Genomic DNA, 15,225 nt, shown 5'->3' on the forward strand with positions numbered 1-15,225 from the left:
TCATAAGGCTTCCTGTTTATGGCCGATCAAGGTCAACACGGCGTCGGCCGCCTGGTTCGAGGCATCACGGCGTAACGTGCGGTGAATATCGTCGAAACCACGGGTCTGCTCTTCGCCGCCGTCAATCAAGGGTAGTAGGGTTTGCGCAAGCGCTTCGGGCGTTGCATCGTCCTGCAACAACTCCGGGACCAGCAGGCGCTGGGCCAGCAGGTTGGGCAAGGAAATGTAAGGGCTCTTGACCATGCGCTTGAGGATCCAGAAGGTCAGTGGCGCCAGGCGATAGGCCACGACCATCGGCCGCTTGTACAGCAAGGCCTCAAGCGTGGCAGTGCCCGAGGCGATCAACACCGCATCGCAGGCTGCCAGGGCCAGGTGGGACTGGCCATCGAGCAGCGTCAACGGCAGGCTGCGACCTTCCAGCAGGGTTTCGATCTGGGCACGGCGTTGTGGGCTGGCACAGGGCAGTACAAAGCGGATCCCCGGCTTTTGCGCCTGGAGACGTTCGGCGGCATCAAAAAACAGCGCTCCCAAACGTCCTACCTCGCCGCCACGGCTCCCTGGCATCAACGCAACCAAGGGGCCATCGCGCAAGCCCAGCTCGGCACGCGCAGCCGCACGATCAGCTTGCAAGGGAATGGCGTCAGCCAGGGTGTGGCCGACAAACCGCACCGGCACGCCCTTCTCTTCGTAGAACCGGGCTTCGAATGGCAGCAAGGTCAGCATCAGGTCGCAACCTTCGCGGATTTTCAACACACGCTTCTGGCGCCACGCCCACACGGATGGGCTGACGTAGTGCACGGTCTTGATCCCGGCCTGGCGCAACTTGAGTTCGATATTGAGCGTGAAATCCGGCGCATCGATGCCGATAAAGACGTCAGGCTGTTCTTCGATCAGTGTCTTGATCAACAGCTTGCGGCGAGCCAGCAGCTCACGCAGGCGCCCCAAGACTTCCACCAGCCCCATGACCGACAGGCGCTCCATGGGGAAGTAGGAGGTCAGGCCTTCGGCCTGCATCAACGGGCCACCGACGCCGATAAATTCCACCGCCGGATGCTGGGCCTTGAGCGCCCGCATCAAGCCGGCACCCAGGATATCGCCGGAAGCTTCACCGGCCACGAGCGCAATACGCAGAGTGGCCATGATCAGCGAGTGATGCCGCGAGTCGAGGTCTGGATGGAGTCACGGAACACCGCGACTTCCGAGAACTGCGTGGCAGGCTCGGCCAACTCGGCCAAGGCCTGTTCCACGGTCAACCCTTGGCGGTAAACCGTCTTGTAGGCACGGCGCAGGGCGTGGATGGCGTCTTCGCTGAAACCGCGACGACGCATGCCCTCGAAGTTCATGCTACGGGCTTCGGCAGGGTTGCCGAACACCGTCACGAACGCCGGGACATCCTTGCCGATGGCGGTGCCCATGCCGGAAAAGCTGTGGGCGCCGATGTGGCAGTATTGATGCACCAGGGTAAAACCGGAGAGGATCGCCCAGTCATCAACGTGCACATGGCCTGCCAACGCAGTGTTGTTGACCAGAATACAATGGTTGCCGATCACGCTGTCATGGCCGATGTGCGCATAGGCCATGACCAGATTGTGATCACCCAAGGTGGTTTCGGCGCGATCCTGCACGGTGCCGCGGTGAATGGTGACGCCTTCACGAATGATGTTGTGGTCACCGATGACCAGGCGTGTTTCTTCACCCTTGTACTTCATGTCCGGGGTGTCTTCACCTACCGAGGAAAACTGGTAGATACGATTGTGTTTGCCAATTCGGGTGGGACCCTTGAGGATCACGTGCGGCCCGATGACAGTCCCCTCGCCGATTTCCACACCTGCGCCGACGATCGACCAAGGGCCGACCTCAACGTCGGCGGCCAGTACGACCGACGGATCGATGATTGCGCGAGGGTCAATCAAACTCATAGTTTGCGTTCCGCACAGATGATCTCGGCAGAGCACACCGGCTTGCCATCTACCGAGGCCTGGCATTCAAACTTCCAGATCTGGCGTTTGCAACTGATGAACTTGGCTTCCAGGATCAACTGGTCACCCGGGGTGACCGGGTTGCGAAAACGCAGCTTGTCCGAACCCACGAAATAGTAAAGCGTGCCGTCGGCAGGCTTGAGGTCGAGCATTTTGAAACCAAGGATACCGGCAGCCTGGGCCATGGCTTCGATGATCAACACACCTGGCATGATTGGATGCGCAGGAAAGTGACCATTGAAGAATGGTTCGTTGATGCTGACATTCTTGTAGGCACGAATGCGCTTTTCCTCGACGTTGAGGTCCACTACGCGGTCCACCAGCAGGAACGGGTAACGGTGAGGCAGGTATTCGCGAATCTCGTTGATGTCCATCATTTCGGGGGGAAGCCTGTAATAAAGATTGGGGGCGGGCGCACCAGGCGCACGCCCCGCTAGCAAATCAAGGAGGCCGTCTAGCGGCCGCGCACACTTGATATGGAAATGGTATCAGCCTTCTGATGAAGCATTACCGCCAGGGGTCACGTCCCCGACACGCTTTTCAAGCTGTTTGATACGTCGTGCCATGTCGTCGATCTTCCTCAAACGCGCGGCACTCTTGCGCCATTCGGCCGCAGGTTGCATCGCGGTACCGGACGAGTAGGCCCCTGGCTCTGTGATCGAGTGGGTCACCATGGTCATGCCGGTGATGAAGACGTTGTCGCAAATGTCGATATGCCCCACCAGCCCTACGCCACCGGCGAGCATGCAATGCTTGCCGATCTTGGTGCTGCCGGAAATACCTACGCAGGCGGCCATGGCGGTGTGATCGCCAATCTGTACGTTGTGGGCGATCTGGATCTGGTTATCGAGCTTTACACCGTTACCGATCACAGTATCGGCCAGGGCCCCGCGATCCACGGCGGTGTTCACGCCGATCTCCACATCATCGCCGATCAATACGCCACCGACCTGGGCAATCTTGTGCCAGACACCTTTGGAGTTGGCAAAGCCAAAGCCTTCGCCGCCGATAACAGCACCGGACTGTATGACCACACGTTGACCAATACGCACATCGTGGTAGAGCGTCACGCGGGGGGCTAGCCAACCATCGGCACCAATTTCACAGCGTGCACCGATAAAGCAGTGGGCACCCACGGTGACACCAGCACCAATACGCACCCCGCTCTCGATCACGGCAAACGCACCGATGCTGGCGGCAGGGTCAACCTGGGCATCCTCGGCGATCACGGCAGACGGGTGAATACCGCCAGCCGCCTTCGGCTTGGGATCGAACAGGTGCGACGCCTTGGCGTACGACAGGTACGGGTCGGCCACCACCAGCGCATCCCCGGTAAACCCTTCGGCGTCAGCGGCCTTCAGCAACACGGCTGCGGCCTGGCAGTCGACCAGGTATTTACGGTATTGAGGATTTGCGAGGAAGCTCAACTGAGCTGGGCCAGCCTCCTGCAAGGTGGCTAGCCCAGTGATTTCTTTCTCCTTGGAGCCACGTAAGGTGGCCCCCAGGAACTCGGCCAACTCGCCGAGCTTGATAGTCGCTGTCATGGTTTACTTCAGCTGGTTCATGCGCTCGATCACCTGGCGGGTGATGTCGTATTGAGGCTTGACGTCGATCACGGCGCCACGCTCGAACACCAGGTCAAAGGCACCCTTCTTGATGACTTCTTCCACAGCGCTGTCCAATTTAGGCTTGAGCTGCTTGAGCATTTCGCGGTCGGCCACAGCCTTGGCTTCGTTCAGCTCCTTGGATTGGAACTGGTAGTCACGGGCCTTTTGCTTGAATTCAAGCTCCAGACGCTCGCGCTCGCCTTGCTGCATTTTGTCGCCACCGGCTACCAGGCGGTCCTGGATACCCTTGGCGCTGCTTTCCAGCGTCTTGAGTTTGGTCAGTTGCGGACCGAATTTCTTCTCGGCATCCACGGCATATCGCTTGGCCGCATCGGATTCCAGCAGGGCCATCTGATAGTTCAGGACCGCGATTTTCATTTCGGCGAAGGCCGGGGTGGTGACCAGCACAGTGGCCAGCAAGACCAATTGAGTCAACTTACGCACGATGTACTCCTACAGAATCCGTTGTCGTTATCTTAGGTCAGACGCTTAGAACGTCTGGCCGAGGGAGAATTGGAAAATCTGGGTTTCAGCGTTATCCGGTTTCTTGATCGGCATGGCCAGAGCAAAGCTCAACGGGCCCAGCGCAGTCACCCAGGTCACACCCACGCCCACGGAGCTCGCCAGGTTGCTGAGGCTTACGTCGTTGCATTGAGTGTTGGACTTCACGCCACTTGGGTTGGTGATCTGATCGCACTTGGAGTCGAACACGTTACCCACGTCCCAGAAGACCGAAGTACGCAGGGAACGCTGATCTTTTACGAATGGCAGCGGGAACAGAATTTCGGCACCACCCTGGATCAGCACGTTACCACCAAAAGGAAGCGGGTCGTTGTCGGAGTCCACTTGCGTCCCCTGGTTACCTGTAAAGGCCTGGCCACGGCTCGGCGTGCCACGCGGCCCCAGGGTACTGTCCTTGAAGCCACGTACCGAGTTGAAGCCACCTGCATAGTAGTTTTCATAGAACGGCAGGCCATTGGTCGAACCATAGCCGTCGCCATAGCCCAGCTCTGTGTGCAGGCGCATGGTGTAGTTATCGCTCAACGGCTGGAACAACTGGCCGCGGTAGTCGAGCTTGAAGAACGACAGGTCGCTGCCCGGCGTGGTGACTTCCGCAGTCAGGCTCTGGGAGTGGCCGCGGGTTGCCAGTACGCCTTTGTTCAGGGTCGACTCGGACCAACCGGCAGACGCCTTGAAGTTCAGGAACTTGTCGCCTTCACGACGGGTGAAGTCGAAGATTTCGTCCACGGTGTACACACCGGTCTTGATCTCATCCTGCTGGGCGGTAAGGCCAAAGGTCAGGCGCGAGGTTTCGCTGATCGGGTAACCCACGTTGACACCAGCACCCAGGCTGTCGATCGCATAGCTTGCAACGTCAACATCGAGGTCTTTGTAGTCGGTGGTGCGGTAGAAGGCGTTGTAGCCCAGGCTCACGCCGTCTGCAGTCCAGTAGGGGTCGGTGTAGCCGAAGTTGTATCGGCTCTGGTATTCGCTGCGGGTCAGGCCGATGGACACACGGTTACCGGTACCCAGGAAGTTGTTCTGCGTGATGGAACCACCCAGGATCAAACCGGCGCTCTGGGCGAAACCGACACTGGCAGTGATCGAACCCGAGGCTTGTTCTTCAACGGCGTAGTTCACGTCAACCTGGTCATCCACACCCGGTACGGCCGGGGTTTCGACGTTGACTTCCTTGAAGAAGCCCAGGCGCTCAAGACGGGTCTTGGATTGGTCGATCAGGTAGGTCGAAGCCCAGCCACCTTCCATCTGACGCATTTCACGACGCAGCACTTCGTCCGCAGACTTGGTGTTGCCTCGGAAGTTGATGCGGTTGACGTAGGCACGCTTGCCCGGATCGACGACGAAGGTGATGTCCACGGTGTGGTCTTCATCATTCGGGGTCGGCACGCCGTTGACGTTGGCGAAGGTATAGCCTTCGTTACCCAGGCGGCGGGTGATCAGCTCAGAGGTAGTGGTCATCAGCTTGCGCGAGAACACCTGGTCCTTCTGCACCAGCAACAGGGACTTGACCTGGTCTTCAGGCACTTTCAGGTCACCGCTGAGCTTGACGTCACGAACCTTGTACTTCTCACCTTCGTTGACGTTGACGGTAATGTAGACGTGCTTCTTGTCCGGGGTGATGGACACCTGGGTCGAAGCGATGTCCATGTTGATGTAGCCACGGTCCAGGTAGTAGGAGCGCAGGCGTTCCAGGTCACCGGAGAGTTTTTCACGGGCGTACTTGTCATCGTTCTTGAAGAACGACAACCAGTTGGTGGTCTTGAGTTCGAACAGGTCGACCAGGTCTTCATCAGGGAACTTGGTGTTGCCCACGACGTTGATGTGCTGGATGGCGGCCACGGTGCCTTCGTTGATGTTGACCTTCAGGCCCACACGGTTACGAGGCTGGGGGATCACTTCGGTTTCCACGGTCGCGGAGTAGCGGCCCTGGGCAACGTACTGGCGTTGCAACTCGTTACGCACGCCCTCAAGGGTTGCGCGCTGGAAGATCTCGCCCTCGGCCAGGCCCGATTGCTTCAGGCCCTTCATCAGGTCTTCAGTGGAGATGGCCTTGTTACCTTCGATCGCGATACTCGCGACGGAAGGTCGCTCGACGACCGTGATGACCAGGACGTTACCTTCGCGACCCAGTTGGATATCTTGAAAGAACCCCGTTTTGAACAGCGCACGAGTGGATTCCACCAGGCGACGATCATCCGCCTGTTCCCCGACGTTCAACGGCAAGGCACCAAAGACGCTACCCGCGGAAACCCGCTGGAGGCCGTTGACGCGAATATCGGAGATGGTGAAGGACTCGGCGTGAACTTCGGCGATCATCAATACGGTGAGAACCGCAGTTAGCAGCAGACGTTTCATGAAGTCCTTTCTTATTCCAACTGGCAATAAACAAACTGCCGCAAAATGCGGCAGATTCGCAATTCAGCGAAGCGTTACAGACGTCCCAGATCGTTGACCAGGGCTAACAACATCACCCCGACCACCAAACTGATACCAATCTGTATCCCCCAACCCTGCACCCGATCCGACAAGGGGCGACCACGCACCCACTCGACCAGATAAAACAGCAGATGCCCCCCATCCAATACTGGAATGGGCAGCAAATTCAGAACCCCAAGGCTAATACTCAGATAAGCCAGGAAATTCAGGAAATCCGCGACACCCGACTGGGCAGAAGCGCCCGCCACTTTAGCAATGGTTATCGGTCCACTCAAGTTTTTTACCGAGAGCTCACCGAACAACATTTTCTTGAGGGATTCGAGGGTCAGCACGCTCATGGTCCAGGTGCGTTTCGCACCCTCGCCAATCGCGGCCAAAGGCCCGAAACTGACCTCTCGCACCATCGATGGCGGCCATTCGACACCTTTGACCCCGGCACCCAGGTATCCGCCGGCCGCCTTGGCTTCCCCTCGCACCGACAAGGTCACGGGGACGTCGATTTGAGCACCCTCGCGCTCAACCTTCAGCACAATTTTGGTATCAGGGCGCACACGCACCAGGTCGACCACCTGCTGCCAGTCACCCAGCGCCTGACCATCAAGGGCCAACAGGCGATCACCGGTTTTCAGGCCAGCAGCCTGGGCCGGCCCCTTTGGATCGAGTTCGGCCAGCACCGGCGGCAAGGCCGGACGCCAAGGGCGGATCCCCAGGGATTTGATCGGATCGGGCTCATCGGCGCCCTTGAGCCAATGGTCCAGCGCCAATGCCCGCGGGGTTTCGGCGCTGGAGTCCTGGTCACGCACCACCACATTGACGGTGCCGCTTTCACCCAGGCGACGCACCAACTGCAAATTGACCGCGCCCCACCCTGTGGTGGGTTCGCCATCAATCGATACAATTTCCTGCCCTGCCGTCAGGCCCGCCTTGGCCGCGATGCTGTCGGCTTCGACCGCGCCAATGACCGGGCGCACCTGCTGGCTGCCCAGCATGGCCAAAACCCAGAAGAACACCATCGCCAACAGGAAGTTGGCAATCGGCCCCGCCGCGACAATCGCGATACGCTGACGAACGGTCTTGCGATTGAAGGATTGGTCCAATTGGTCTGCAGGCACTTCGCCTTCCCGCTCATCGAGCATCTTGACGTAGCCGCCCAACGGGATAGCAGCAATGACAAACTCAGTGCCGCGGCGATCATGCCAGCGCAACAACGGCATGCCGAAACCGACGGAAAAGCGCAATACCTTGACGCCGCAACGACGCGCCACCCAGAAGTGGCCGAATTCGTGGAAGGTCACCAACACACCCAGAGCAACCAGGGTGCCGACAATCATGTAGAGCGCACTCATCTAATTTCTCCGCATTTCAATCCAATGCCTGAAGACTCAAACCTGCCCGCGGCCTAACCCGCATTGCGATCCAACCAATGCCCGGCCAGGGCTCGGGCCTTGGTGTCGGCCTCAAACACCGCCTCCAGGTCATTCACTGCCACTACCGGCTCACGCGCCAGGACGTCCTCGATGATACTCGCGATCTGCGGAAAGCGGATGCGCCGTTCAAGAAACGCCGCCACGGCCACTTCGTTGGCCGCGTTAAGCATCGCCGGGGCACTGTTACCCGCCTCGGCCGCTTGCCGCGCCAGGCGCAAACAAGGGAAACGCTGCTCGTCTGGAGCTTCGAAGTCCAGGCGCGCAATTGCAAACAGGTCCAACGGTGCTACGCCGGAATCAATCCGCTCAGGCCACGCCAAGGCGTTGGCGATCGGTGTGCGCATGTCCGGGTTACCCAACTGCGCCAACACCGAGCCATCCACGTAATCGACCAGGGAATGGATCACACTTTGTGGATGAATGACCACCTCAACCTGGTCAGGCCGCGCATCGAACAGCCAGCATGCCTCGATCAACTCCAGGCCCTTGTTCATCATGCTCGCCGAATCCACGGAGATTTTGCGCCCCATGGACCAGTTCGGGTGAGCGCATGCCTGATCGGGAGACACATGGTCCAGCTCGGCCGACGGAGTCTGGCGGAATGGGCCACCCGATGCCGTCAGCAAAATCCGGCGCACGCCGACCTGGCTCAAGCCGCGGGCAAAATCACCGGGCATGCACTGGAAGATGGCGTTGTGCTCGCTGTCCAGAGGCAGCAGCACCGCGCCGCTCTTACGCACCGCCTGCATAAAGAGTGCGCCGGACATGACCAAGGCTTCTTTGTTGGCCAGCAGGATTTTCTTGCCAGCATCGACTGCCGCCAAGGTCGGGCGCAAACCGGCTGCACCGACAATCGCCGCCACGACGGTATCCACGTCCGCATCGGCCGAGACCTGGCACAACCCTGCCTCGCCGACCAATACCTGAGTAGCCAGCCCGGCAGCCCGCAGATCCTCCTGCAGATTACGAGCCGCAGCCGCCTCAGGCACCACGGCAAAGCGCGGCGAGTGACGCACGCACAAGGCCAGCAACTCGCGCAAACGCGTGAAGCCGGTCAGGGCAAAAACTTGATAGCGATCGGGGTGACGCGCTATGACATCAAGGGTACTGAGCCCGACCGAGCCGGTCGCGCCCAGCACCGTAACCTGCTGCAGGCGGCTCACGAAGCGATCATCCACAACAGCACGGCAAAAATAGGCAGCGCAGCGGTGAGGCTGTCGATACGGTCAAGCACACCGCCATGGCCTGGCAGCAGGTTACTGCTGTCCTTGATGCCCGCCTGGCGTTTGAACATGCTCTCGGTAAGGTCGCCCACCACCGAGATGAAGACGACAATAGCCGTCCCCAGCAAGGCCAGAAGCACTTCCTTTACCGACCAGTCACGCACCACACCGACCACCAAGGTGATCAGCAGCGTCAAGGCCAGGCCGCCGTATACGCCTTCCCAGCTCTTGCCGGGGCTGACGGCCGGGGCCAGCTTGCGTTTGCCAAAGGCTCTACCCGAGAAGTAGGCACCAATATCAGCACCCCATACCAACACCATTACAGCCAGGATCAATTCGTTGCCCAGCGGGTAACGCTTGATTTCCACCAGCCCTTGCCAGGCCGGCAACAGGATCGCCAGGCCGATCACCAGCTTGCAGGCCACGCTGGACCATTGGCCACTGGTGCGTGGATAGGTGAGTACCAGGAACGTCGCCAACGCCCACCACAACACTGCTGCTCCCAGCACCCAGGGCGCGATGTCCGGCAGGATGTACATGAAGAACAACAACAGCGCGACCACGGCGGTGTAGGCCACACGCGGCAACTGGTTGACGAAACCTGCCAGGCGCGCCCATTCCCACGCCCCAAGGGTCACGACCAAGCCGATGAACAGCGCAAAGCCGGAACCGTCGAGCAGGAAAAAACCGCACAAGGCAATCGGCAGCAGGATCAGCGCCGTGATGATTCGTTGTTTAAGCATTTAAACCCGGGCTCCAGCTTCGATCTGCTCGCTCGTTTTACCGAAACGACGCTGACGGGAAGCGAAATCGGCCAGTGCATTACGCATGGCATCGTGTTTGAAGTCCGGCCAGAACAGGTCGGAGAAGTACAGCTCGGTGTAGGCCAGCTGCCACAGCAGGAAATTGCTGATGCGATGCTCGCCACCGGTACGAATGCACAAGTCCGGCAACGGTAGGTCGCCGGTCACCAGGCAGGTTTGCAACAGTTCGGGCGTGATGTCGTCCGGGCGCAGATGGCCGGCCTGCACTTCGCGGGCCAGCCGCTGTGCAGCCTGGGCGATATCCCACTGGCCACCGTAGTTGGCTGCGATCTGCAGTACAAAACGGTTACTGCCGGCAGTGATGGCCTCGGCTTCGCGCATGGCCGTTTGCAGCTCCGGATGGAACCGCGAACGATCACCAATGATGCGCAGACTGATGTTGTTGTCATTGAGGCGCTTGGCCTCACGACGCAAGGCCTTGAAGAACAGGTCCATCAAGGCGCTGACCTCATCGGCGGGCCGCTGCCAGTTCTCACTGGAAAACGCGAACAAGGTCAGCACTTCGACCTTGGCCTCGGCGCACACTTCAATCACCGCCCTTACCGCGTCAACACCCGCTTTATGCCCGGCAACACCCGGCATAAAGCGTTTTTTCGCCCAGCGATTATTCCCATCCATGATGATCGCGACATGGCGCGGCACCACGGAGGGCACAGTCTGCTTGGTCTTTTCCATGAAGGCGTCCTGACCCCTTATACGGCCATCAGGTCCTTTTCTTTTTCTTCGGTCGCCTTGGTAATCTGGGCTTCGGCGTCCTTGGTCAGCTTGTCGATATCAGCGACGGCACGGCGCTCTTCGTCTTCGCTGATTTCCTTATCCTTGACCAGTTTCTTCAGGTCGCCCAGCGCATCGCGGCGGATGTTACGCACGGCAACGCGCGCATCTTCAGCAGCACTGCGCGCCTGCTTGGTGAAGCCCTTTCGGGTTTCTTCGGTCAGGGCTGGCATGGAGATCAGCAGCAACTCGCCCAGGTTGGTCGGGTTGAGGTTCAGGCCGGCACTCTGGATAGCCTTGTCGACAGCCGCGAGCATGTTGCGCTCGAAGGCCACAACTTGCAGGGTGCGCGAATCCTTCACGGTCACGTTGGCTACACCGCTCAGCGGGGTGTCGGAACCGTAGTAAGGCACCATCACGCTGCCCAGGATGCTTGGGTGCGCCTTGCCAGTACGGATCTGGCCAAAGGCGTGGCTCAAGGATTCCAGGGATTTCTGCATACGCGCCTGGGCGTCTTTCTTGATTTCGTTGATCATTGTTGGCCTTCCTCGATCAGAGTCCCTTCTGCGCCGCCGTGTACGATATTCAGCAGGGCGCCGGGCTTGTTCATGTTAAATACGCGCAGCGGCATCTTGTGGTCGCGGCACAGGCAGATAGCGGTCAGGTCCATGACACCCAGCTTGCGATCCAGTACTTCATCGTAGGTCAGATGATCGAACTTCTCGGCATGCGGGTCTTTGAATGGGTCTGCAGTGTAAACGCCATCCACCTTGGTCGCTTTCAACACCACGTCGGCATCGATTTCGATAGCACGCAGGCATGCGGCCGAGTCGGTGGTGAAGAACGGGTTACCTGTGCCAGCGGCAAAGATCACCACTTCCTTGGAGTTCAGGTGGCGCATGGCTTTGCGGCGATCATAATGATCTGTCACGCCAACCATGGAAATAGCCGACATCACAATGGCCGAGATATTGGCGCGCTCCAAGGCGTCGCGCATGGCCAAGGCGTTCATCACAGTGGCCAGCATGCCCATGTGGTCGCCGGTAACCCGGTCCATACCGGCAGCACTGAGTGCCGCACCGCGGAACAGGTTGCCACCACCAATCACCAGGCCGACCTGCACACCGATACCGACCAATTGGCCGACTTCCAGCGCCATGCGGTCAAGCACCTTGGGGTCGATCCCGAACTCTTCCGAGCCCATCAGGGCCTCGCCGCTGAGCTTGAGTAGAATGCGTTTATAGCGAGCCTGATAACCACTGCCCTGCTGAGCCATTGCGAATCTCTCCTGCGGCGTATTTTTTAAAAAATTCTTGGCGAGCCGTTTACGGCTTGCGTTCACTCTAGCTGGACGCTGTCACAGCGCCATCGGAACACGGCTTTGTAAGCCAGTTCCGAGAGGAAACCAAATAAAATTGGCCTTCCCATTTGAAAAGAGGCTGCGCGCGTGAGCGGGCAGCCTCTTTCGGCGACAGTTTGGAACTGTCTTATTGCTTGGCGGCAGCCAGCTGGGCAGCAACTTCTTCAGCGAAGTTGTCGACCGGCTTCTCGATGCCTTCGCCTACTTTGAAGTAAGTGAAGGAAACGATTTCAGCACCGGCTTTCTTGGCCAGTTCGCCAACCTTGATTTCAGGGTTCTTGACGAACGCCTGCTCAACCAGGCTTGCTTCGGCCAGGAACTTGCTGATACGGCCCTTGACCATGTTCTCAACAATGTTTTCTGGCTTGCCTTTGATTTTTTCTTCGTTCAGCTGCAGGAACACAGCTTTTTCACGCTCGATCGCTTCGGCCGAAACTTCCGAAGGCAGCAGGAACTCAGGGTTGCTTGCAGCAACGTGCATCGCGATGTCTTTGGCCAGCTCAACGTCGCCGCCTTTCAGAACAACTGCAACACCGATCTTGTTACCGTGCAGGTAACCACCAACCACATCACCCTCAACGCGAACCAGGCGACGGATGTTGACGTTTTCGCCAACCTTGCCGACCAGTACCAGGCGAGCTGCTTCTTGAGCTTCGATCAGAGGCTCAACAGTGGTCAGCTTGTCAGCGAAAGCTTTTTCGACGCTGGCAGCAACGAATGCTTTGAAGTCGTCCTGCAGAGCCAGGAAGTCGGTCTGGGAGTTCACTTCCAGCAGAACGGCGGATTTGCCGTCTTCTTTCAGAGCGATAGCGCCTTCAGCAGCCACGTTGCCTGCTTTCTTGGCAGCCTTGATGGCGCCGGAAGCACGCATGTCATCAATGGCTTTTTCGATGTCGCCGCCGGCCTTGGTCAAGGCCTTTTTGCAATCCATCATGCCTTCGCCAGTACGCTCACGCAGTTCTTTAACCAACGCTGCAGTAATCTCTGCCATTTCAAAATCCTCTTGGATAGGTTTTCAACCATTCCACCCGATCAAACGGGCGATCAATTCTTCCCGAATCTCCGTTGTAGGCCGCTGCACGTTACAAATAATGTAGCTGCGCTGCCGACAAATGGTTTTCGAGGTGGCAAAAAGGGGGCCAAGCCCCCTTTTTGCTTACTGAGTCAACGCCAGGGCGTCAGTTACTCAGCGGCAGCTACCGGAGCTTCTTCAACGAACTGCTCGGTACCGCCAGCAACGTGGTTGCGGCCACGGATTACAGCGTCAGCCATCGAACCCATGTACAGCTGGATAGCGCGGATTGCGTCATCGTTGCCTGGGATGATGTAGTCAACGCCTTCCGGGCTGCTGTTGGTATCGACTACGCCGATAACCGGGATGCCCAGCTTGTTGGCTTCGGTGATCGCGATGCGCTCGTGATCAACGTCGATCACGAACAGTGCGTCAGGCAGACCGCCCATGTCCTTGATACCACCCAGGGAACGATCGAGCTTTTCCAGGTCACGGGAGCGCATCAGCGCTTCTTTCTTGGTCAGCTTGGCGAAAGTACCGTCTTCGGCTTGTACTTCAAGGTCACGCAGACGCTTGATGGAAGCACGGATGGTTTTGAAGTTGGTCAGCATGCCGCCCAACCAGCGGTGATCGACGTACGGCGAACCGCAACGTGCTGCTTCTTCAGCAACGATCTTGCCAGCGGAACGCTTGGTGCCGACGAACAGGATCTTGTTTTTGCCCTGGGCCAGACGCTCTACGAAAGTCAGCGCTTCGTTGAACATTGGCAGGGTTTTTTCAAGGTTGATAATGTGAATCTTGTTACGCGCGCCGAAAATGTACTTACCCATTTTCGGGTTCCAGTAACGGGTCTGGTGACCGAAGTGCACACCGGCCTTCAGCATATCGCGCATGTTGACTTGGGACATGATAGTTCCTTAATAAGTCGGGTTTGGCCTCCACGTATCCCAATGACCAACCAGCGGCATCAAGGCCTCCGGCACCCAGGTCATCGTGTCGACACGTGTGTGGATTTAAGCTTTGCGGGGTATCCCCGGAAAGCGGCGCATTTTATACCACAGCATCGGCAAAAACGAAACCCGCAATCACATTTGCCGGTCGCCGCCTTTGCGTAAGCCCTTGAATACAGCCAACATGCCTCTACCTCATAGAGAGAAGCGATCACCAGACGCGCATGATTTGCCAGCATCGTCTGTTAGAATCGCGTTTTTTGGGACTTGCGCGAATGTTGTAACCCTTTGTCGCGCCCCCGTGAACCGTATTGATTTCAGCGCGTCGCGCTAGAGAGAGCCTGTATGACCGTTACCTTGAAAACCGCCGAAGACATCGCAGGCATGCGCGTTGCCGGCAAACTGGCTGCCGACGTGCTGGAAATGATCGCCGAACACGTCAAGCCCGGCGTCACCACCGAAGCGCTGGACCGTATCTGCCACGACTATATAGTCGACGTGCAAAAAGCCATCCCTGCCCCGCTGAATTACAAAGGTTTCCCCAAGTCGATCTGCACCTCGATCAACCACGTGGTCTGCCACGGCATTCCGGGCGACAAACCACTGAAAGACGGCGACACCCTGAACATCGACGTTACGGTGATCAAGGATGGTTACCACGGCGATACCAGCCGCATGTTCCACGTCGGTAACGTGCCAGTGTGGGCCGAGCGCCTGTCCCAGGTCACCCAGGAATGCATGTACAAGGCCATCGAGATCGTCAAACCCGGCTGCCGCCTGGGTGACATTGGCGAAGTGATCCAGAAGCACGCGGAAAAGAACGGCTTCTCGGTGGTGCGCGAATTCTGCGGCCATGGTATCGGCAAAGTGTTCCACGAAGAGCCGCAGATTCTGCACTACGGCCGTGCGGGCACCGGCATGGAACTCAAGGCCGGCATGACCTTCACCATCGAACCGATGATCAACCAGGGCAAGGCCGACACCAAGGTGTTGGGCGACGGCTGGACCGCCATCACCAAGGACCGCAAGCTCTCGGCCCAGTGGGAACACACCTTGCTGGTCACCGACACCGGTTATGAGATCTTCACCCTGCGCGCCGACGACACCATTCCACGCGTTTCGGCCTGAAGGCTGCCCAGGTTTTCCCACAGCGTGTTGTGACTGACTGATA

The 15,225-nt window shown here is 58.5% G+C and carries 15 protein-coding genes; 1 reads left to right on the plus strand and 14 read right to left on the minus strand.

Annotated elements, in window-relative coordinates; translation table 11 throughout:
- The 14 genes from lpxB to rpsB all read right to left on the minus strand — a co-directional run bounded on the left by lpxB (position 1) and on the right by rpsB (position 14,012).
- Positions 1-1,140 carry a lipid-A-disaccharide synthase gene (lpxB, locus tag AC4PS6_RS02210; RefSeq protein ID WP_020300968.1) on the minus strand — a complete coding sequence of 380 codons (1,140 nt, stop codon included), beginning with the start codon at positions 1,138-1,140 and terminating at the stop codon, positions 1-3.
- A 2-nt stretch (positions 1,141-1,142) separates the two neighbouring features.
- Entirely contained in the window at positions 1,143-1,919 is a 777-nt protein-coding gene (lpxA, locus tag AC4PS6_RS02215; protein WP_492180634.1) for an acyl-ACP--UDP-N-acetylglucosamine O-acyltransferase, read from the minus strand.
- On the minus strand, positions 1,916-2,356 hold the full coding sequence (gene fabZ, locus AC4PS6_RS02220) for a 3-hydroxyacyl-ACP dehydratase FabZ (RefSeq protein WP_003172281.1): 441 nt from the start codon (positions 2,354-2,356) through the stop codon (positions 1,916-1,918). The genes lpxA and fabZ overlap by 4 nt, the downstream gene beginning before the upstream one ends.
- A 111-nt stretch (positions 2,357-2,467) precedes the next feature.
- A complete protein-coding gene (gene lpxD / locus AC4PS6_RS02225) occupies positions 2,468-3,523 on the minus strand; it encodes a UDP-3-O-(3-hydroxymyristoyl)glucosamine N-acyltransferase (protein WP_020300967.1) in 1,056 nt (351 codons plus the stop codon).
- Between the two features lie 3 nt (positions 3,524-3,526).
- Positions 3,527-4,030, minus strand: coding sequence for an OmpH/Skp family outer membrane protein (locus AC4PS6_RS02230; protein WP_003189173.1), 504 nt, complete (start codon positions 4,028-4,030; stop codon positions 3,527-3,529).
- Between the two features lie 45 nt (positions 4,031-4,075).
- The gene (gene bamA / locus AC4PS6_RS02235) at positions 4,076-6,463 is read right to left on the minus strand and encodes an outer membrane protein assembly factor BamA (RefSeq protein ID WP_020300966.1); all 2,388 of its coding nucleotides are present in this window, start codon (positions 6,461-6,463) and stop codon (positions 4,076-4,078) included.
- 74 nt (positions 6,464-6,537) lie between these two features.
- A complete protein-coding gene (rseP, locus tag AC4PS6_RS02240) occupies positions 6,538-7,890 on the minus strand; it encodes a sigma E protease regulator RseP (protein ID WP_014717233.1) in 1,353 nt (450 codons plus the stop codon).
- A gap of 53 nt (positions 7,891-7,943) precedes the next feature.
- Positions 7,944-9,134, minus strand: a complete 1,191-nt coding sequence (gene ispC / locus AC4PS6_RS02245; RefSeq protein WP_014717232.1) for a 1-deoxy-D-xylulose-5-phosphate reductoisomerase — start codon at positions 9,132-9,134, stop codon at positions 7,944-7,946.
- Positions 9,131-9,937: a phosphatidate cytidylyltransferase gene (locus tag AC4PS6_RS02250; protein ID WP_336826875.1), complete on the minus strand. Its 807-nt coding sequence runs from the start codon at positions 9,935-9,937 to the stop codon at positions 9,131-9,133. Before AC4PS6_RS02250 ends, ispC begins: the two co-directional genes overlap by 4 nt.
- Positions 9,938-10,693 (minus strand): polyprenyl diphosphate synthase, encoded by a 756-nt coding sequence (gene uppS / locus AC4PS6_RS02255; RefSeq protein WP_003189167.1) that lies wholly within the window; start codon positions 10,691-10,693, stop codon positions 9,938-9,940.
- A gap of 17 nt (positions 10,694-10,710) precedes the next feature.
- Positions 10,711-11,268 carry a ribosome recycling factor gene (gene frr / locus AC4PS6_RS02260; RefSeq protein ID WP_003189163.1) on the minus strand — a complete coding sequence of 186 codons (558 nt, stop codon included), beginning with the start codon at positions 11,266-11,268 and terminating at the stop codon, positions 10,711-10,713.
- Positions 11,265-12,008 (minus strand): UMP kinase, encoded by a 744-nt coding sequence (pyrH, locus tag AC4PS6_RS02265; protein WP_003189161.1) that lies wholly within the window; start codon positions 12,006-12,008, stop codon positions 11,265-11,267. The genes frr and pyrH overlap by 4 nt, the downstream gene beginning before the upstream one ends.
- Positions 12,009-12,219: 211 nt before the next feature.
- Positions 12,220-13,083: a translation elongation factor Ts gene (gene tsf, locus AC4PS6_RS02270; protein ID WP_005785711.1), complete on the minus strand. Its 864-nt coding sequence runs from the start codon at positions 13,081-13,083 to the stop codon at positions 12,220-12,222.
- Between the two features lie 191 nt (positions 13,084-13,274).
- Positions 13,275-14,012, minus strand: coding sequence for a 30S ribosomal protein S2 (gene rpsB, locus AC4PS6_RS02275; protein ID WP_003189158.1), 738 nt, complete (start codon positions 14,010-14,012; stop codon positions 13,275-13,277).
- A 387-nt stretch (positions 14,013-14,399) separates the two neighbouring features.
- Between rpsB and map the strand changes: the two genes are divergently transcribed.
- Positions 14,400-15,182 carry a type I methionyl aminopeptidase gene (gene map / locus AC4PS6_RS02280; RefSeq protein ID WP_003189156.1) on the plus strand — a complete coding sequence of 261 codons (783 nt, stop codon included), beginning with the start codon at positions 14,400-14,402 and terminating at the stop codon, positions 15,180-15,182.
- Positions 15,183-15,225: the final 43 nt, after the last annotated feature.

Source organism: Pseudomonas sp. DW-iso17, from assembly GCF_058725345.1.

Bases quoted from the DNA above. Each gene is read 5' to 3' on its own strand.
- rseP (WP_014717233.1), bottom strand. From the start codon at position 7,890: ATGAGTGCGCTCTACATGATTGTCGGCACCCTGGTTGCTCTGGGTGTG.
- uppS (WP_003189167.1), bottom strand. From the start codon at position 10,693: ATGGAAAAGACCAAGCAGACTGTGCCCTCCGTGGTGCCGCGCCATGTC.
- lpxB (WP_020300968.1), bottom strand. From the start codon at position 1,140: ATGGCCACTCTGCGTATTGCGCTCGTGGCCGGTGAAGCTTCCGGCGAT.
- tsf (WP_005785711.1), bottom strand. From the start codon at position 13,083: ATGGCAGAGATTACTGCAGCGTTGGTTAAAGAACTGCGTGAGCGTACT.
- lpxA (WP_492180634.1), bottom strand. From the start codon at position 1,919: ATGAGTTTGATTGACCCTCGCGCAATCATCGATCCGTCGGTCGTACTG.
- AC4PS6_RS02250 (WP_336826875.1), bottom strand. From the start codon at position 9,937: ATGCTTAAACAACGAATCATCACGGCGCTGATCCTGCTGCCGATTGCC.
- frr (WP_003189163.1), bottom strand. From the start codon at position 11,268: ATGATCAACGAAATCAAGAAAGACGCCCAGGCGCGTATGCAGAAATCC.
- lpxD (WP_020300967.1), bottom strand. From the start codon at position 3,523: ATGACAGCGACTATCAAGCTCGGCGAGTTGGCCGAGTTCCTGGGGGCC.
- pyrH (WP_003189161.1), bottom strand. From the start codon at position 12,008: ATGGCTCAGCAGGGCAGTGGTTATCAGGCTCGCTATAAACGCATTCTA.
- fabZ (WP_003172281.1), bottom strand. From the start codon at position 2,356: ATGATGGACATCAACGAGATTCGCGAATACCTGCCTCACCGTTACCCG.
- map (WP_003189156.1), top strand. From the start codon at position 14,400: ATGACCGTTACCTTGAAAACCGCCGAAGACATCGCAGGCATGCGCGTT.
- bamA (WP_020300966.1), bottom strand. From the start codon at position 6,463: ATGAAACGTCTGCTGCTAACTGCGGTTCTCACCGTATTGATGATCGCC.
- rpsB (WP_003189158.1), bottom strand. From the start codon at position 14,012: ATGTCCCAAGTCAACATGCGCGATATGCTGAAGGCCGGTGTGCACTTC.